Annotated in this window: 16 protein-coding genes; 14 read left to right on the top strand and 2 right to left on the bottom strand. The window is 74.1% G+C overall.

Going from position 1 to position 17388, the window contains the following annotated elements; all coding sequences use genetic code 11:
- The 9 genes from AB0L89_RS02500 to AB0L89_RS02460 are packed head-to-tail and all read left to right on the top strand — an operon-like array spanning position 1 to position 11063.
- Complete coding sequence (locus tag AB0L89_RS02500; protein WP_365132983.1) at positions 1 to 1209, top strand: glycosyltransferase family 4 protein; 1209 nt, start codon at positions 1 to 3, stop codon at positions 1207 to 1209.
- Positions 1206 to 1925, top strand: a complete 720-nt coding sequence (locus AB0L89_RS02495; protein WP_365132980.1) for a class I SAM-dependent methyltransferase — start codon at positions 1206 to 1208, stop codon at positions 1923 to 1925. Before AB0L89_RS02500 ends, AB0L89_RS02495 begins: the two co-directional genes overlap by 4 nt.
- Complete coding sequence (locus tag AB0L89_RS02490) at positions 1922 to 6373, top strand: DUF3367 domain-containing protein (protein WP_365132978.1); 4452 nt, start codon at positions 1922 to 1924, stop codon at positions 6371 to 6373. Before AB0L89_RS02495 ends, AB0L89_RS02490 begins: the two co-directional genes overlap by 4 nt.
- The gene (locus AB0L89_RS02485; RefSeq protein ID WP_365132975.1) at positions 6370 to 7758 is read left to right on the top strand and encodes a condensation protein; all 1389 of its coding nucleotides are present in this window, start codon (positions 6370 to 6372) and stop codon (positions 7756 to 7758) included. Before AB0L89_RS02490 ends, AB0L89_RS02485 begins: the two co-directional genes overlap by 4 nt.
- Positions 7755 to 8492: a class I SAM-dependent methyltransferase gene (locus AB0L89_RS02480; protein WP_365132972.1), complete on the top strand. Its 738-nt coding sequence runs from the start codon at positions 7755 to 7757 to the stop codon at positions 8490 to 8492. The genes AB0L89_RS02485 and AB0L89_RS02480 overlap by 4 nt, the downstream gene beginning before the upstream one ends.
- 17 nt (positions 8493 to 8509) lie before the next feature.
- The gene (locus AB0L89_RS02475) at positions 8510 to 9418 is read left to right on the top strand and encodes a hypothetical protein (RefSeq protein ID WP_365133951.1); all 909 of its coding nucleotides are present in this window, start codon (positions 8510 to 8512) and stop codon (positions 9416 to 9418) included.
- Complete coding sequence (locus AB0L89_RS02470) at positions 9415 to 9642, top strand: Trm112 family protein (RefSeq protein ID WP_055701319.1); 228 nt, start codon at positions 9415 to 9417, stop codon at positions 9640 to 9642. The genes AB0L89_RS02475 and AB0L89_RS02470 overlap by 4 nt, the downstream gene beginning before the upstream one ends.
- Positions 9643 to 9655: 13 nt before the next feature.
- Positions 9656 to 10459: an FkbM family methyltransferase gene (locus AB0L89_RS02465; RefSeq protein WP_365132968.1), complete on the top strand. Its 804-nt coding sequence runs from the start codon at positions 9656 to 9658 to the stop codon at positions 10457 to 10459.
- A complete protein-coding gene (locus tag AB0L89_RS02460) occupies positions 10440 to 11063 on the top strand; it encodes a hypothetical protein (protein WP_365132965.1) in 624 nt (207 codons plus the stop codon). The genes AB0L89_RS02465 and AB0L89_RS02460 overlap by 20 nt, the downstream gene beginning before the upstream one ends.
- Here the strand turns inward: AB0L89_RS02460 and AB0L89_RS02455 are convergent.
- A complete protein-coding gene (locus AB0L89_RS02455) occupies positions 11060 to 11872 on the bottom strand; it encodes a hypothetical protein (protein ID WP_365133948.1) in 813 nt (270 codons plus the stop codon). The two genes, AB0L89_RS02460 and AB0L89_RS02455, sit on opposite strands and share 4 nt — an antisense overlap.
- Before the next feature lie 149 nt (positions 11873 to 12021).
- The gene (locus AB0L89_RS02450; RefSeq protein WP_365132962.1) at positions 12022 to 12342 is read right to left on the bottom strand and encodes a hypothetical protein; all 321 of its coding nucleotides are present in this window, start codon (positions 12340 to 12342) and stop codon (positions 12022 to 12024) included.
- Positions 12343 to 12576: 234 nt separating this feature from the next.
- On the opposite strand from AB0L89_RS02450, the gene AB0L89_RS02445 reads away from it, so the two are divergent.
- The 5 genes from AB0L89_RS02445 (at position 12577) to AB0L89_RS02425 (ending at position 17366) form a co-directional block, all read left to right on the top strand.
- Complete coding sequence (locus AB0L89_RS02445; RefSeq protein ID WP_365132959.1) at positions 12577 to 14310, top strand: serine/threonine-protein kinase; 1734 nt, start codon at positions 12577 to 12579, stop codon at positions 14308 to 14310.
- The gene (locus tag AB0L89_RS02440; protein ID WP_365132956.1) at positions 14307 to 14615 is read left to right on the top strand and encodes a S1 RNA-binding domain-containing protein; all 309 of its coding nucleotides are present in this window, start codon (positions 14307 to 14309) and stop codon (positions 14613 to 14615) included. The genes AB0L89_RS02445 and AB0L89_RS02440 overlap by 4 nt, the downstream gene beginning before the upstream one ends.
- Positions 14616 to 14695: 80 nt before the next feature.
- Positions 14696 to 15601, top strand: coding sequence for a LysR family transcriptional regulator (locus tag AB0L89_RS02435; RefSeq protein WP_365132953.1), 906 nt, complete (start codon positions 14696 to 14698; stop codon positions 15599 to 15601).
- 113 nt (positions 15602 to 15714) lie between these two features.
- Complete coding sequence (locus AB0L89_RS02430; protein ID WP_365132950.1) at positions 15715 to 16284, top strand: cysteine dioxygenase family protein; 570 nt, start codon at positions 15715 to 15717, stop codon at positions 16282 to 16284.
- Positions 16284 to 17366, top strand: a complete 1083-nt coding sequence (locus tag AB0L89_RS02425) for a putative sulfate exporter family transporter (RefSeq protein WP_365132947.1) — start codon at positions 16284 to 16286, stop codon at positions 17364 to 17366. The genes AB0L89_RS02430 and AB0L89_RS02425 overlap by 1 nt, the downstream gene beginning before the upstream one ends.
- The last annotated feature ends 22 nt before the right edge of the window (positions 17367 to 17388 follow it).

Genomic DNA, 17388 nt, shown 5'->3' with positions numbered 1-17388 from the left:
ATGCCCCAGCACGTACCGTCCTCGCTGCGCGCGGCCGCCCCACGCCGCGCGGAGCGCCTTCCGGCGTCTCCCCCACAACCGCGCCGGATCGTTTTCCTCGCCCACCGCGACCTCGGCAACCCGGCCGCGGGCGGTTCCGAACTCCTCGTCGACCGGCTCGCCGACGGGCTCAGCAAGCTGGGCCACCAGGTCACCCTGCTGTGCGGGGGTCCTGCCGCGTACCGCGACTACCGTGTGGTGTCCGCGGGCGGCGACCTGGGCCACTATCTGCGGGCGCGCTCCGCGTTCACGCGGCAGGTCGGCGACTGCGATCTGCTCGTGGAGGTCTGCAACGGGATGCCGTATCTGGCGCCGTTGTGGCACCGCGGGCCGACGCTGTGTCTGGTCAACCACGTGCACACCGATCTGTGGGGGATGCGCTTCCAGGGCGCGCTGGCCCCCGCGGCCCGGCTCGGCAGAAGACTCGAACACTGGGCGCTGTCGGGCGCGCAGCGCGGCAATCTGCTCGTGGCCGTCTCGCCGTCGACGGCCACGGCGCTGCGGGCGATCGGGGTCGAGCGGGACCGGATCCGGATCGTCCACAACGGTGTCGAGGAGCCGGGGCCGCTGCATCCGCGGTCCGTGGAGCCGTTGTTCCTGGCGATGGGCCGGCTCGTGGAGTACAAGCGGATCGATCTGCTGCTGCGGCTGTGGGAGCGCGTCAGGCCCGTCACGGGCGGCCGGCTGGTGATCGTGGGCGACGGGCCCGAGCGGCACCGCCTTGAGCAACTCGCGGGACCCGGCGTCGAGTTCAGGGGCCATGTCTCCGAGGCGGAGAAGCACCGGCTGCTCTGCGAGGCGTGGATGCTGCTGCATCCGTCGGCCGTGGAGGGCTGGGGTCTGGTGATCACGGAGGCGGCGACGCGGTCGACGCCGTCGATCGGCTTCGACGTGCCGGGCGTGCGGGACTCCGTCGAGGACGGGGTGACCGGACTGCTGGCCCGGGGCGAGAGTTCCTTCGCCGCGGCCTGGTGCACGCTGGCGCTGAGCGCCGAGCGCCGCCGGGCGCTCGGCAAGGCGGCCGGCGAGCGGGCCGTGCAGTTCCGCTGGGGCAACACGGTCCGCCAGTTCCAGGCGGTGGCCGCGGAGGCGGTCGCCGCGCACGAGGCGCCGCACGACGCGCCCCGTGAGGCGCCGCTCGGGGCTCCGATGCCGCAGGAGTCTGCGTGAAGGATCCGTCGCTGCGCCGCTCCGCCACGCTCTTCCGGGCCTTCCTGCGCGAGCAGCAGGAGCCCGAGCACTGCTACACGCTCCTGGCGCGGGATGCCGCCGACCAGGTGGAGGCGTACGCTCCGGTGAAGGGCCGCGTCGTCGTCGACATCGGCGGCGGGGGCGGCTACTTCACCGAGGAGTTCCGGCGGCGCGGCGCGCAGAGCTTCCTCTTCGAGCCGGACCCCGCCGAGCTGGGGGCCAAGCCGCCGCAGGGCTCCGTGGTGGCCGACGGCTATCTGCTGCCGCTGGCGGACGCCGTCGCCGACGTCACGTTCTCCTCGAACGTCCTGGAGCACGTCGCCGATCCGCAGACGTTCCTGAGCGAGATGGTCCGGGTGACCAGGCCCGGCGGTCTGATCTACGTCTCGTTCACCAACTGGCTCTCCCCCTGGGGCGGTCACGAGTGGGCGCCCTGGCACTACCTGGGCGCCGAACGCGGCCGCGCCCGCTATGAACGACGTACCGGCAGACCCGCGAAGCACACGCTCGGCGAGAACCTCTTCGCGCACCACGTCGGATCGACCCTGCGCCAGGTGCGGGCCCGTGACGACGTGGACGTCGTGTCGGCCCGCTCGCGCTACTGGCCGTTCCTGGCCGGGGCGATCACCAAGGTGCCGGGTGTGCGCGAGTTCGCGACCTGGAATCTCCTCCTCATCCTCAGGCGGTGTCCATGACCACGGTCCAGGCCCCACCCCCGGCGGCCGCACGGCCCACGACCGCTGCCCCTGAACCCTCGCGGGGGCCGCGTTCGCGGCGCTGGCTGCTGGGGTTCTGGGCCGTGGTGTTCGTGCTCTTCCTCGCGGTGAAACCGGGGCGGATGACGTTCGACACCAAGCTCGGTGTCGCCGTCGACCCCTGGCAGTTCCTGTCCGACCTGGGCCAGCTGTGGCACGACCGGGGCGGCTTCGGCGGGATCCAGGACCAGTACGTCGGCTACGCCTTCCCGATGCTGCCGTTCTACGGTCTGGCGAAGCTGGTGCAGCTGCCGGTGTGGCTGGCGGAGCGGCTGTGGTTCTCGCTGATCGTGGCGGCGGCCTTCTGGGGCGCGCTGCGCCTGGCGGAGCGCCTCGGCATCGGCAGCCGGCCCAGCCGGCTGCTCGGTGCGGTGGTGTACGCGCTGTGGCCGACGTTCACCGTGGTGATCGGGTCGACGTCGGCGGCGGCGCTGCCCGGCGCGGTCCTGCCGTGGGTGCTGCTCCCGCTGCTGGACGAGCGGGTCAGCGCGCGCCTGGCGGCCTGCCGTTCGGCGCTGATCATTCCGTTCATGGGCGGGGTGAACGCGGCGTCGACGCTGGCGTCGCTGCTGCCGGTGGCGCTGTATCTGCTGTCGAGACCGAACGGCCCGCGCAAGCGGAAACTCATCACGTGGTGGGTGCCGGGTGTCGTCCTGGCCACCGCGTGGTGGGTCGTTCCGCTGCTGATGCTGGGCATCTACGGCGAGAACTTCCTTCCGTACGTGGAGAATTCGGCCACCACGACCGGCACGATGTCGGCGACGGAGACGTTGCGCGGCGCCGGGAACTGGGTGGCGTACCTGAACTTCGGCGAGGCGTGGCTGCCGGCCGGCTGGACGGTGGCGATGGCGGTCGTGACGATCGTCTGTTCGGCGCTGGCCGCGGGCCTGGGGCTCGCGGGCCTGGCGCGCCGCGACCTGCCGGAGCGGCGCTGGCTGGTGCTCACCGTGCTGTCGGTGGTGCTGATCACGCTGGCCGGGTACGGCGGGGCGTTCGGGGCGCCGTTCCACGAGACGGTGCAGGGCTGGCTGAACGGCTGGCTCGTGCCGTTCCGCAACATCTACAAGTTCCAGGCGGGGCTGGCCCTCGCGCTGGTCCTCGGGCTGATGCACCTGGCGGGCGTGGCGGCCCAGTCGCGGGGTGCGCGCCCGGTGCGCGGGCGCCGGTACGCGCCGCTGATCGCGGCGGTCCTGGTGCTGCCGGGGCTCGCCTGGCCGTATCTCAACGGCTCGATCCTGCAGCCGGGTTCGTTCCAGAAGCTGCCGACGTACTGGCAGGCCACGGCCGACTGGCTGGAGAAGTACTCGCCCGACTCGCGCGCCCTGGTCGTCCCGGCGACCGCGCACGGCATCTACACCTGGGGCTCCCCCATCGACCAGCCGCTGGACGTCCTCGCGGACTCGCGGTGGGCGCAGCGCGACTACGTGCCGTTCGGCACGCCGGGCAACCGCCGCGCGATGGACGCGGTCGAGCAGGCCCTGATGACCGGCTCCCAAGTGCCGGGCCTTCGGGACTACTTGACGCGTGCGGGGCTGTACTACGTCGTCGTGCGCAATGACCTCGACCCCGACCAGGTGGGCCATGTCCCGTCCGCGACCGTCAAGCGGACGCTGGAGGAGTCGGGCTACCGGCGGGTGACGGGCCTCGGTCCGACGACGACCGACGGGAAGATCGCGAACGACACGCCGATCCAGGTCGAGGGCCTGTATCCGCGCCAGCGGGCGGTGGAGATCTACGCCCCCGGTTCCGGCGCCGAGCGTCCCGGCCAGGCCGGCCTGAAGCCGGTGTCGAACACGGCGGTCGTCAGCGGCGGCCCGGAGTCGCTGCTGCCGCTCTCCGCCGACCCGGAGATGCGGGACCGGCCCACGGTGCTGACCGGCGACAACCACCCGGGCGTCGGGACGCCGGGCCTCCAGGTGGTCGGTGACGGCCTGCGCCGCGCCGACACCCGCTTCGGTCTGGTCAACACCAACACCTCGTACACGTACGGGCGCGACGAGCGCAACGCGCCCGAGGCGTTGCAGGAGCCCGGCGCGAAGCCGCACCAGATCCTGCCGACCAAGGGCATCGAGCACCAGACGACGGCGGAGCTGCGCGGCGCCAAGAAGGTGTCGGCGTCCAGCTACGGCAACTGGCTCTTCCATCTGCCGCAGTACGACCCGGTGAACGCCTTCGACGGGAACCCGGCGACCGCCTGGGCGGAGGGCAACGCCGGTTCGGCGAAGGGCGAGTGGATCAAGGCCGAGTTCAACTCGAAGATCTCGGTGCCGGCCTCCTTCCGTGTCACGCCGCTGCCGCAGGACGGTGTGCGGTCGGCGCCCACGCGGGTGCGCGTGGAGACCGAGCGGGGCAGCGTCACCAGCAACCTCCAGCCCGACGGCACGGCGCAGCGGGTCAAGGCCCGCGCGGGCGCCACCGACTGGATCAAGATCACGATCCTGGACACCCAGGTGGCGCGCCCCGGTCTGACGGGCGCGGGCTTCTCCGAGATCAGCATCCCGGACGTACGCGTCACCAAGCTGCTCCAGATGCCGACGGACGCCGAGAAGATCACGGACGCCGGTTCGACGGTCTACTCGATGCACCGCTCCGCCGACCCGAACGCGCTCTCCCCGGTGAACGCGGAGGCGGGACTGCACCGCCGCTTCACGACGGCGCAGGACGGTTCGTACGAGATGAAGGCGAGCGCGGTCGCCGTGCCGGGCTCCGAACTCGACGAGCTGCTCTACAAGGTGGCGCCCGAGCAGGAGCAGCAGATCATCGCCACCGCGGACTCGACGGCCGAGCTGGGCAGCGGTCTGTCGCCGCGCAACCTCACGGACGGCGATCTGACGACGGCGTGGATCGCGGGGACCGACGACCGTCCGGTGATCCATCTGAAGTGGCCGGACAAGCAGCCGGTGGGCGAGATCGTGCTGCCCGCGGCGGGCGGTCTGTCCACCCGGCCGGTGCAGATCGAGATCAGTTCGCCGGACGGCGCGGCGACCGCGGGCGTCGACGAGAACGGCAACGCCCGCTTCGCCCCGATCACCACCGACCGGATGGACATCACCATCACGGAGACGGCGCCGCTGACCCTCCACAACCCGGTGGCGGACGACGACCTCCAGCTCCCGGTGGGCCTCACGGAGGTGTACGTCCCGGCGCTCGACAAGTACCGCACGCCGCAGCCCGATCCCGACGAGCGCTTCTCGCTGCCCTGCGGCCAGGGCCCGACGATGTCGGTGGACGGCGAGCTGTTCGAGACGAGCGTCAAGGGCACGGTCCAGGACCTCACGGACCGCCGCCCGGTCGAGGTCACGCTCTGCCAGGAGGGCAAGAAGGACACGACGGTGCGGCTCGACGCGGGCGCGCACAGCGTGGAGACCGGTGACGCGGGCCCGCTCGCGGTCATGGACGCCTCGCTGACCCGCGGCACGCCGGCCACGGTCGACACGTCCTCGCGTGACCTGGAGATCAAGGACTGGCTCGGCGACCGCCGCGAGCTGACGGTCGGCGCGGGCGCGGCCTCGTACCTGACGACGTACGAGAACGTGAACGACGGCTGGAAGGCGACCCTGAACGGCAAGGAGCTCACCTCGCTGCGGCTGGACGGCTGGCAGCAGGGCTGGCTCGTGCCGAAGGGCGAGGGCGGCACGGTCAAGCTCACCTACGAGCCGTCGCAGATCTACGAGATCGGGCTGATCCTCGCCGGTGTGGGCGTCCTCGCGCTGATCGCGCTGGTCCTCGTGCGGCGCCGCGAGCCGAACCCGGACGCTCCCGCCCCGGCGCCGCCCGCGCCGGGTCCGATCCTCGGCACGGTGGCGCTGACGCTGGTGGCCGCGGTGATCGCGGGTCCGTTCGCGCTGCTGGTCCCGGCGCTCGCGCTGCTCGCCTGGTGGCGGCACGCGCTGCTCGTGCCGATCGCCTTCCTGGCGATGGCGGGGGCGGGGGTCGCCGCGTCGATCGGCGCGGGCGGGTCCGTCGAGTCCGACGAGGGCGCGTTCGGCCACACGGCCCAACTCCTGGCGCTGATCGCGCTGTTCGCCGCGCTGGTGACCGCATGGGGGACGCGTCCGCGTCACGCGGCCCCGTCGGGCCGAGGGCCCGGCGACCCGGGCGGCCCGCCGCCGCACCCGCCCGTGCCCTCGGCCGATCCGGCGGCGACGCCGTCGGCGGGCCCGGACCGCGGTCCGGGCGGGCAGGCGCCTCCGCTGCCGCGCCGCAAGCGCGACGACGGGGACCCGGGCGGGCAGGGCGGCGCGCCGCGGGCGGAGCACGACACGGGGCACACCGTCTCGGCCCGGGGCCCGGCCGCCGCGCAGCCGGAGCCCGCGCCACCGGGCGGGGCGACGGTCCGCTTCCCCCGCAGGCGCACGTCCACGACAGGAGATGGCACCCAGCGATGACCGCACTGGAACAGCCGGCACGGCGCGCGGACGGCCCCCAGGGGCCGCCTGCGCGCGTGCCGTTCCCCGTCGTCGACGAAGTCGCCCGGCACTGCCTCCAGGAGGAGGAGCCGGAGACCGTGCACATCGAGGTGCATCTGCCGGGCACCCCCGATCCGGACCGGCTGCGGGCCGCGTTCGCCGAGGCGCTGCGCCGCCATCCGCGCATCCTGATGCGGGAGGCGCGGGGGCCGTGGTACCGGCGCCGCTACGAGTGGGAGCTGACGCGGGAGCCGGACGTCGACGTGGTGACGTTCCCCGCGCCGGAGCCGGACGCCCTCAAGCGGGCCCGCGAACGGGCGCTGGCCGAGGCACCGCCGCTGTCCGCGTCGCCGCCGATCCGGCTGGAGGTGGTGGCCGAGGAGGCGCCGGGGCGCGCCGGAACCGAAGAAGGCGACTCCGTGCCGGAACAGCGCGGGTCCGTGCTCTTCCTCACCATCAACCACACGGCCCTCGACGGCCCCGCCTGCCTGCGGGTCCTGGCGACGGCCGCCGAGCTCTACGGCGGCAAGGACAACTCCCCGGCGGCGCCGCCCTCCCGTACCCCGGACAAGGGCACGGCGGAGGAGCCGCCGCCCGACGCCCCCTCCGGCTGGTCGCCCCCGGCGCGGGTCGCGAAGGGCACCCCCGAGCCCTCCCCGGGCAACGGCATGCTCGTCGCGGAGCTGCCCGTGCCGCGCCGCCCCAAGGGCTCGCCGTTCACGGTCAACGACCAGCTCATGGTCGCCACCGCGCTGATGATCGCCCACTGGAACCGCGAGCACGGCGCCCGCCCCCGCCCCTTCCGCATCACCATGCCCGTGGACGACCGCCCCCGCGACGCGACGATGCCCATCGGCAACGGCACCCGCCTGGTCGAAGTCCCCTTCGGCGCCGACGAGTTGGCGCGCGAGGAGTGGACGCCGGAGACCATCCGCGATCTGCTGCGCCGCACCTCCGACCGCACCCGTGCCCTCAAGTCCCTGGCCCGCCCCCAACTGGGCCACGGCGCGACCCTGTTGACCGCGCCCGTGCTGCCCGTCACGCTCCGGGCCGCCGTCACCCGGGGCCTGCGCAGGGCTGCCGCGCCCTGGACGTCGACGACGCTCCTGAGCAACATCGGGCGCGTCCCCTACGCCCTGGACTTCGGCGACGCGGGCCGGGCGCACGCCGTGTGGTTCTCCGCGCCGGCCCGGCTGCCGCGCGGCCTGACCGTGACCACCGCGTCGACGGCGGGCCGCCTGCACCTGGCGCTGCGCTGGTCGAAGACGCTGCTCAGCCACGGCGACGGCGCCCATCTGCGCGACCTGTTCGAGCACTACCTGCATGCGACGGAACACACCGGGACCGACGAGGAGCCCACGTGACCACCGCGACCACCAAGCGCCCCGCCGGACTGCGTGACTTCTACGAGGACCCGGCCGTCCCCGTCGCGTCCGGCGACGCCCGCAGCCTGCGCCAGGCCCGCATACTCGCCGCCGCGCTCGGCCCCGCGACCACCCGCGCCGCCACCGTCCTGGACATCGGCTGCGGCGACGGCACGGCCGCGGCTACCGCGGCCCCGCTCCTGGCCGGCCACCGCGTCGTCGGCGTGGACTGGTCGCAGGACGCCCTCAGGCGCGCGCACGCCCGCCTTCCGTACGTCGTGCGCGGCGAACTCACCGACGGCGGGCTGCCGTTCGCCGACGGCGCGGCCGACGCCGTGCTGTTCAGCGAGGTCATCGAGCACCTCGTCGACCCGGACAGCGCCCTGGACGAGCTGAGAAGGGTGCTGAGGCCGGGCGGACACCTCATGCTCTCCACGCCCAACCTCGCGGCCTGGTACAACCGGGGCCTGCTGCTCGCCGGGGTGCAGCCCGTCTTCTCCGAGGTGAGCCTGCGCGCGATCCACGGCCGGCCGGGCAAGGAGGTCGTGGGCCATCTGCGGCTGTACACGGCCCGCGCCCTGCGGGAGTTCGTCGCCGCCTCGGGCTTCGAGGTCGTCCGCCTGTCCGGGGCGCCCTTCCACGGCGTGCCGCGCCCGCTGCGCGCCCTGGACCGCCTGGCCTGTGCCGCGCCGAGCGCGGCCTCGATCCTCCTGCTGCACGCCCGAAAGTCTTGAGTCCCATGTGGTGGGGTGTGGTCGCGGCGCTGTTCGCGAACGTGCTCTACAGCACCGGGTTCGTCCTGGAGAAGCGGGCGTTGACGGCGATGCCGTCCGTCAGCGTCCGCAGCCCCGCGCGGCTGCTGCGGCAAGTGCTCGGCAGCCCGCTGTGGATCGGCGGGTCGCTGGCGCTCGCGGCGGGCTTCGCCGCGCAGCTGGCCGTGTACCGCACGCTGCCGATCGCGGCGGCGCAGGGCATCTTCGTGTCGGGCCTGGTCCTGCTGCTGCTCCTGTCCTCGGTGCTGCTGGGCGAGCGGACCTCGGGGCGGGAGCGGTACGCGGTCGGCGCGATCCTGCTGGCGCTGCTGATGGTGGTCCTCTCGCTCAACGAGCAGAACGACACCGTCAGCCGCAGCGCGCCCGTGCCGCTGGTCCTCACCGTGTGCCTGCCCTCGCTCGCCGCGGGCGTCTGGCTGTACGGGGCGGCGGAGCGCCGCGCCCGGCACCGGCACCGCCTGCCGACGGCGGGCGTCGAGTACGGCGTCGCGGTGGGCCTGCTGTACGGCGTCAGTTCGCTGGCCATCAAGGGCGTCTCCAGCCATCTGACGACGCGCGACCTCGGCGGCGCGCTGCTCGACCTGCTGAGTTCGCCGTATCCGTATCTGCTGCTGTTCACGGGCGCGTTCGGCCTGGTCATGTCGCAGGCGGCCCTGCAACGCTGCCGGGCCTCGCTCATCGTCCCGGTGTGCACGACGGTTACGGCGCTGTTCACCGCGGTACTCGGCACGCTGGCGTTCGGCGAGGCGCTGCCGCACGATCCGGTGCGGCTCGCGCTGCGCATCGCGGGCACGCTGCTCGCGGTGAGCGTGCTGCTCGCCATGCCCAAGCACGACGGAACCGCACCCCCACCACCGTCCCCCACCAAGGAGTTGACGAGCGGATGAACCCCGACGACCCGCTGCTGAAGATCCTCGCCTGTCCGCTGGACAAGGGCCCGCTGCACCTGCTGGCCCCGGGCGAGCCCCTCGTGCCGGAGGAGGCGCTGTACAACCCGCGCCTGCGGCGCCGCTATCCGATCGTCGACGGCATCCCGCAGCTGCTGCCGTCCTCCGGTGAGCAGGTCCCGGAGGACGAGCACGAGCAGCTGCTCAAGCGCATCTCCCCGTGACGAGGGGGCGCGTATGACGTTCGCCGCCCGTGTGGCCCCCTTCGTCCCCGACCGGCTGATCGCCTCCCTGGCCCGGCTGGTCTACCCCCGCTTCGAGCCGGAGCTGGCCCGGCTCGGCGACCTCTGCCCGCCGGGCTGCGGCACCGCCGTGGACGTCGGCGGCTGGTACGGCCCCTGGTCGCGCCGGCTCGCCGCGCGGGCGGACCGCGTGGTGACCGTCGAGCCGGTGCCGCACCTGGCGCGGCTGCTGGCCGCGAGCACCCCCGGCAACGTCCGGGTGATCCAGGCCGCGGCGACCGACCGGCCCGGCACGGCCCGGCTCTGGCTGCCGCCCGGTGACCACGGCGAGCGGGGCGTCTCCTCGCTGATCCGCCGCGACATCCACGCCACCGCCGTCGACGTGCCGTGTCTGACGCTGGACGGACTCGGCCTGCGCAACGTCGACTTCGTCAAGATCGACGTGGACGGCAACGAGCTGCCGGTGCTGCGCGGGGCGCACGCCCTGATCGCCCGTGACCGCCCGGCGATCTTCATCGAGCTGGAGTCCCGCATCCAGCCGATCGCCCCGATCGTGGAGCTCCTCACCGGCCACCACGGCTACCGGGGCTGGGTCCTGCCGCACGACACCTGGCTGCCGCTCGCCGGCTTCGACCTGGAGGCGCACCAGGCGGACACGTCGTACGTGGTGTCCCAGGGGCTGCTGCGCCGGGTGCTCACGCCGAGACGTCCGCGCTACGTCAACTCGGTGCTGTTCCTTCCCGACGGGCGCCGCCCGGGAGCGCGCGCGGTGCGCGACGATGGGGTGCATGCCCGCTAGTTCCTCCTCTTCCGGCCCCTTCACCGCGCTGGACTTCCAGCTCGTCCTGCTGCGCCGGATGGCCGACCACAACGCCGATCTGGTGGAGGACGCCCGCCGTGAGCTGGGCGTCTCCATCGCCGAGATGCGCGAGGCCAACCGCCGCTGGCAGGCGATGACCCGCGCGCCGGGGTCCCGGGGCGCGGCCTCGCGCTACCGCTCGGTCCTCGGCGTGCCCGAGGCGGCCGTGCGCCGCCCGGTCGGCGACCTGGAGTGCGAGGCGCTGCTGTGGCCGGTGCCGCTCTGGCCGGACCTGCGCTTCGAGGTGCTCCTCGCGCCGAACGGCGCGGTGTGGAACGAGTGGCTGGTGCGGGCGCCCGGCGCGCCGGGTCCCGAGCTGCGCACGCTGGACGACCTGACGCCGTGGTCGTGCACGGTCGACGAGGCGGCGCGGGCGTTCGCCCCGGCCCGGCCCATGGAGGGGACGGCGCCGACGCGCTGGGGGCTGGCGTTCACGGCGCCGGACGCGGCGGGGCGGGGGCGGCGCTGCGTGGCGGAGTTCACGTGGGGGCTGCTCCAGCGGGTGGCGGTGCCCGACGACCGGGGCGCGCTCCCCGGCGGCTAGTGCGCGGCCTTGACGATCCGCTCGGCGACGTGGGCCGCGGAGCCGGGGTGCACGCCGAGGAAGAGGTTCGGCTCGACGAGTTCGAGTTCCATCACGCGGGGCTCCCCGTCGTCGCCGTCGACCAGGTCCACGCGGGCGTACAGCAGGTCGGGCGAGCCGGGCACGGCCGCCAGCGCGGCGTCGGCGACGGCGAGTTCGGCGTCGGTGGGCCGCCAGGGGCGCAGGTCGGGGTGGGCCACCTTGTCGGCGTCGTAGGCGGTGCCGGACGCGAGCACGGCGCCCTTCCGCGCGGCGTGCAGGAACTGTCCGCCGATGTGGACGAGCGCCCGCTCGCCGGTGGTGTCGATGTGCCGCATGTAGGGCTGCACCATGGCGGTGAAGCCCTCCGCGTGCATGCGGGCGATGTGCGCCCGCGCGGTCTCCCGCTCGTCCGCGCGGTAGCGGGCGGCGTAGCGCGCCCCGGCCCCGGAGGTCGGCTTGACGACGAACTCGCCGTCGCCGTCGAGGAACCGGACGGCCTCGCCGGGTGCGCTGTAGCGCGTGGGCACGACGGGCACGCCGGCCGCCGCGAGCTCGCCCAGGTACCGCTTGTCGGTGTTCCACCGGACGACGTCCACGGGGTTGGCGAGCCGCGTGAGCCGGGCGCACCGCTCGGCCCACGCCACGAACTCGCCGGTGCGCCAGCTGTAGTCCCACGTCGACCGGATCACCGCGAGGTCGAACCCGGACCAGTCGACGTCCGGGTCGTCCCACCCGACGACGCGGGCCTCGGCTCCCGCGGCGTCGACGGCCCGCGCGAGGACCGGCATATCGCGGTCATGCCCGGGGGCGGGCCGACGGGTGACCAGGGCTATGCGGGGACCTGCCACGGGAACTCCTCCTCGTACGCCGCCGCCGTACGCGGCTTGGTGCGTACGCGGCCCGGCCCCCGCAGGCTAACAACCGCCCCCGGCGCGCCTCACAGCACGAAGACGCTCTGCGCGGTCTCCGTCTGGTAGGTCTCGCCCGGGTACACGAGCCATTCGACCGGGCCCGAGCAGTCCGGGCCCGAGTGGACCTCGGCGATGGCGTCGGTGTGGTTGGCCACCGTGGTGGGGAACCAGTCGACCGCGTAGCAGCCGCTCGGGTTCTCGTACGCCTGGCCGTTGACGACGAGCAGTCCCTCCGCCGCGTACGCCGAACCCGACAGGGAGAGCGTGAGCGCGGCGGCCGCCGCGAACGCCCCGAGCACCTTGGCCGCCCTGCCCGCGCTTGCTTTCGCCGCTCCCGCTCCGGTCATGCGTCGTCGCTCCATGGGTGATCCCCTCCGCCGTGCGGGCCGCTCCCGCCGCGCCCCGCTGAAGTCACCAAACGTAGTGGATCAGACACAGCATGTGACCGGCGCGCAGAGGCATCCCCGGCGCGGTCGCGCGCCGTTCACACTCCCCTCACAGCCTCTCCGGATCCGGCGGGCCCCCGTGACCTCGCTCGGCCCAACTTCGGTGCCGCTCAAGGCAGTTCGTATGATGCGGCCATGGCAAGCACGGGGGAACTGATCGCCGGCCGCTACCGCATCGCGGGGCGGCTCGGGCGCGGCGGCATGGGCACGGTGTGGCGGGCGCAGGACGAACTGCTCGGGCGGGACGTCGCCGTCAAGGAGCTGAACGTCGACGCCGGGCTCTCGTCCTTGGACGCCGAGCGGCAGCGGGAGCGGACCCTGCGGGAGGCCCGTTCGGTCGCGCAGGTGAAGCACCCCGGCATCCTCGTGCTGCACGACGTCGTCAGCCACGAGGAGCGGCCCTGGCTCGTGATGGAGCTGATCGACGGCCGCTCGCTCGCCGACCGGATCACCGCGGACGGGCCGCTGCCGCCCGCGGAGGCCGCCCGGATCGGGCTCGACCTGCTCGCCGCGCTGCGCGCCGCCCACGCCGCCGGGGTGCTGCACCGCGACCTCAAGCCCGCGAACGTCCTCCTGGAGTCGGGCACCGGCCGGGTGGTGCTCTCCGACTTCGGCATCGCGCAGGTGGCCGGGCAGACCACGCTCACCCAGACCGGCGCGTTCGTCGGCTCGCCCGAGTACACCGCGCCCGAGCGGATGTCGGGGCGGCACACGGGCCCCGCCTCCGACCTGTGGTCGCTGGGCGTGCTGCTGTGCGCGGCCGTCGAGGGCGAGTCGCCGTTCCACCGGGACTCGGTGGCCGGGGTGCTGCACGCGGTCGTGGTCGACGAGATCCGTCCGCCGCTGTCGGCGGGCCCGCTGCTGCCCGTCGTACGAGGGCTGCTTGAGCGGGACCCGGAGCGGCGGTTCGGCGCGGACGAGGCGGAACGGGCGCTGCGGGAGTTCCTCGGGCAGGAGCGGCTGCCGACGGTGGCCCACACGCCGGTCGCCCCTGCGCCGCCGAAGCGCGGCACGGGCGGAGCGGACGACACCGGCGGGGCCGTGGTGCTCGGCGCCCCGCCCCGCGCGGGACGGCGGACGCCGCGAATGCGGGTCTCCGTGCTCGGCGGCGTCCTGATCGGGGCGCTGGCGGCGGGCGGGGTGGGCGGCGGGGTGTGGCTGCTGACGCGCGAGGACGGCGGTACGCACCAGCAGGCGGACGGCGGGGGTCCGGCGGAGCGGGTGCGGGAGGATTCGCGCTCGCCCGAGCCGGACGAGAGCGGGCCGGCGAAGAGCGCGTCACCGAAGCCGTCCGAGTCCGGCAAGGAGGAGGCGCCGGCGAAGCCCGACGCGGAGGGCGGCGCCGAGGACGGCAAGGACAAGGGCACCCCCGCCGAGCCCGCGGGCACCGGGGACGGCTCCGGCGGCGCGGGCGGCTCCGGCGGGGCCCCCTCCCCCGCGGGCTATCGCACGGTCCACGACCCGGCGGGCTTCTCCCTCGCCCTGCCCGCCGACTTCACGCGCTCCCCCGAACCGCCGCGCGTCTACTACTACTCGGCGGGCAAGGAGTTCCGCGTCGGCATCCACCCGCAGGCCCAGGACCCGGACGGACCGCTCGCCGTGATGCGCCGGGCCCACAAGGACGGCCCGTCGGACTACCCGGGCTACCGCGGCGGTTCGGTCCGCGAGACCACGCACGACGGCCACCCCGCCGCCCTGTGGGTCTTCACCTGGGACGGCACCGCGGCGGACGGCGGCCCCCGCGTCACCTACGACCTGAGCTGGGACGAGAACGGCACGATGTACGACCTGTGGGTCTCGGCCCCCGCCGCCCGCCAGAGCACGGGCAAACGCCACTTCGACAAGGCCCTGGCATCCTTCACCCCGTGAGCCGCCCGTACGACCTGCCGCACCTCCCCGCCGACGACGGCCCGGAGCCCACCCTGGCCGGACTGGCCCGGGGCGACGTCTGCCGCGGCACCGTGACCGCGCTCGCTCCCTTCGGGGCGTTCGTCGACGTGCGCGGCACACGGGGCCTCGTACGCCTCCCGGAGATCACCGACGGGCACATCGACCGCCCCGAGGACGCGCTGCGGGCGGGCCAGGAGGTCACCGCCCGGGTGCTGCTCGTCGACCCGGAGCGCGGCCAACTCGTCCTCTCCCTGAAGGAGTGGCCCCAAGGGACGGCACCCTGAGCGGACCCGTCCGCCGGCCCGGGCAGAAGCGGGAGCACCACCCTTGTTCCGTCGTCCCAACATCTGCTTATGATTCAGCGGTGTTCGATTCACGGCACATCAGGACGTTCCACGAGGTGGTCAGGGCCGGGTCCTACTCGGCGGCCGCCCGGTCCCTCGGCTATACGCAGCCCGCGATCACCCAGCAGATGAAGGCCCTCGAACGGTCCGTCGGCACCCCGCTGTTCACCCGCGTCGGGCGCCGCATGCAGCTGACGGAGGCGGGCGAGGCGCTGTCGCGGCACGCGGGGATCATCCTGGACGACATCTCCGCCGCCCAGCAGCAGATGAACGCGATCACGCGGCTGCGCTCGGGCCGGGTGCGGCTGTGCGCGTTCCCCAGCGCCAACGCCACCCTCATCCCCGAGGCCCTGGCCCGGCTCGCCTCGGGCCACCCGGGGGTGCGCGTGGAGCTCCTGGAGGACGAGCCGCCCGAGTCGCTGCGCCGCGTGGTGCGCGGCGAGTGCGACATCACGCTCGCGTTCACCTATCCCGGCCTGCACGAAGAGGTCCCCGACGAGCTGGTGGAGATCCCGCTCATGGAGGACCAGCTGACCGTCCTGATGCCCTCCGGACACCCCATGGCGCGCCGCCGTTCGGTCAAGCTCGCCGAGCTGGCGGAGGAGCGGTGGATAGCGGGGTGCCCCCGCTGCCGCGCCAACTTCCTTCACGAGTGCGCCGAGTTGGGCTTCGCGCCGGACATCGCGTTCACCACCGACGACAACCTGGTGGTGCAGAGTCTGGTCGCCGAGGGGCTCGGCGTCGCGATGATGCCGGGGCTCGTCCTGAACTTCCTGTGCCACCGCAAGGTGACGGGCCGCGCCCTCGACCCGGCCTCCCGCCGCCAGGTGTCGGCGTACGTCCTCAGGGACCATCTGCGCATTCCGGCCACCGCGCTGGTGCTCGACGAGCTCAGGACCGTGGCCGCCAACCGCGTCGGCTGCTGACCGCCCCGCACCCCGCGCACCGCTCTCCCCCACGCCTTCCATAAGCAGAATTTTCAGGTACGCCAAAGAACTGTCGTTGGACGTGATGGATAGGCGGCGCGACGCTGCCGGGTATGAGCACTCCGACCGCGTACCGGGCCGCCCGGACCACCGAACGCCTCGACACCCTCGTCGCCGACGTGCGCGAGGCCGTCGGGCGCGGCCTGCCCCCCGACCTGACCGCGTACCTGGTCGGCGAGCGGCTCGCGCCCCACCTCGGCGCCGCCGACCTGCTCACCGACGAACAGCGCGAGGGCGACCCCGAGCGCTACCGCCAGCACGTACTGCACGCCGAGCACGACGGCAGCTTCTCGCTCGTGGCGCTGGTCTGGCTGCCGGGGCAGCGGACGTCCGTCCACGACCACGTGTCGTGGTGCGTGACGGGCGTGCACGAGGGCGAGGAGCAGGAGCGCCGCTACCGGCTGGTGCCCGCCGCGGAGAACGGCGGCGCGGCCCGCCTGGTCGCCACGGACGACGTGGTCAACCCGCAGGGCTCGGTGTGCGGGTTCGCGCCGCCCGGCGACATCCACCGGGTGTGGAACGCCTGCGGCACGCGCGCGATATCGATCCACATCTACGGCGCGGACATCGCCCGCCTGGGCAGCAGCGTGCGCCGGGTGTACGAACTGCCGGCCGACCGGTAATGGCGCTGCTCGGAGAGCGCACCAAGACCGCCGCCCCCGGGACGACTTCGGTCACGGCCCGGCTGCGCGCCCCGGGCAAGCTGCCGGGCCTGGCGCTCGCCGCCGCGGGCGTCGGCATCGCCTGGTGCGTGCACCGGCTCGTGCCGGGCATCCCGATGCTCACGGCCGCCGTGGTGCTCGGCATCGCCGCGGCCCATCTGCCGGGCGCGGCCCACGCCTTCGTACGCGGCCCCGGCAAGGCGGGCCTGACGTTCGCCGGGAAGCGGCTGATGCGCGTCGGCGTGGTGCTGCTCGGCCTGAAGCTCGGCCTGGACGACGTGCTCGGGCTCGGCTGGGCGTCGGTCGCGATGGTGCTCGGCGTGGTCGCGGTCACCTTCTTCGGCACCTGGTGGCTGGGCCGCCGCATGGGGCTGCGCGGTGACCAGCCGCTGCTCATCGCCACCGGCTACTCGATCTGCGGCGCGTCCGCGATCGGCGCGGTCAGCGAGGTGTCCGAGAGCGACGAGCGGGACACGGCGACCTCGGTGGCCCTGGTCACGCTCTGCGGCACCCTCGCCATCGCCGTACTGCCGCTGCTCCAGCACCCGTTGGGGCTGAGCGACGCGGAGTTCGGGCGCTGGGTCGGGGCGAGCGTGCACGACGTGGGGCAGGTCGTGGCGACCGCGCAGACCGCGGGCGCCGGGGCGCTCGGCGACGCGGTCCTGGTCAAGCTGATGCGGGTGGCGCTGCTGGCCCCGCTGGTGGCGGCGGTGGCCCTGTCGGTCAGGGCCAGGGCGAAGTCGCGGGCCGGCGAGGGGCAGGAAAGCGACCGGAGCGCCAAACGGCCGCCGATCGTCCCGCTGTTCGTCGTCGGGTTCCTCGTCATGGTGGCGCTGCGCACCACCGGGTGGCTGCCGGGCGGCGCCCTCGATGCCGCGCAGACCGCGCAGGAACTCCTGCTGGCCGCTGCCCTGTTCGGCCTCGGCAGCGCGGTCGACCTGCCGTCCCTGACGCGCACGGGCGGCCGGGTCGCGGCGCTCGGCCTGGTGGCGTGGGGCGTGATCGCGGGGGTCTCGTACGTGGGGGTCCTGGTGACGTACTGAGGGGCGGCCGGACCTGCTCCCG

The organism is Streptomyces sp. NPDC052114, assembly GCF_040680155.1.
Classification (GTDB): Bacteria; Actinomycetota; Actinomycetes; order Streptomycetales; family Streptomycetaceae; genus Streptomyces.
The sequence above is the reverse complement of the archived record's forward strand: the minus strand, read 5'-3'. Positions and strand labels throughout refer to the sequence as shown.

Bases quoted from the DNA above. Each gene is read 5' to 3' on its own strand.
- AB0L89_RS02500 (WP_365132983.1), top strand. From the start codon at position 1: ATGCCCCAGCACGTACCGTCCTCGCTGCGCGCGGCCGCCCCACGCCGC.
- AB0L89_RS02490 (WP_365132978.1), top strand. From the start codon at position 1,922: ATGACCACGGTCCAGGCCCCACCCCCGGCGGCCGCACGGCCCACGACC.
- AB0L89_RS02485 (WP_365132975.1), top strand. From the start codon at position 6,370: ATGACCGCACTGGAACAGCCGGCACGGCGCGCGGACGGCCCCCAGGGG.
- AB0L89_RS02470 (WP_055701319.1), top strand. From the start codon at position 9,415: ATGAACCCCGACGACCCGCTGCTGAAGATCCTCGCCTGTCCGCTGGAC.
- AB0L89_RS02465 (WP_365132968.1), top strand. From the start codon at position 9,656: ATGACGTTCGCCGCCCGTGTGGCCCCCTTCGTCCCCGACCGGCTGATC.
- AB0L89_RS02460 (WP_365132965.1), top strand. From the start codon at position 10,440: ATGGGGTGCATGCCCGCTAGTTCCTCCTCTTCCGGCCCCTTCACCGCG.
- AB0L89_RS02455 (WP_365133948.1), bottom strand. From the start codon at position 11,872: ATGCCGGTCCTCGCGCGGGCCGTCGACGCCGCGGGAGCCGAGGCCCGC.
- AB0L89_RS02450 (WP_365132962.1), bottom strand. From the start codon at position 12,342: ATGACCGGAGCGGGAGCGGCGAAAGCAAGCGCGGGCAGGGCGGCCAAG.
- AB0L89_RS02445 (WP_365132959.1), top strand. From the start codon at position 12,577: ATGGCAAGCACGGGGGAACTGATCGCCGGCCGCTACCGCATCGCGGGG.
- AB0L89_RS02430 (WP_365132950.1), top strand. From the start codon at position 15,715: ATGAGCACTCCGACCGCGTACCGGGCCGCCCGGACCACCGAACGCCTC.
- AB0L89_RS02425 (WP_365132947.1), top strand. From the start codon at position 16,284: ATGGCGCTGCTCGGAGAGCGCACCAAGACCGCCGCCCCCGGGACGACT.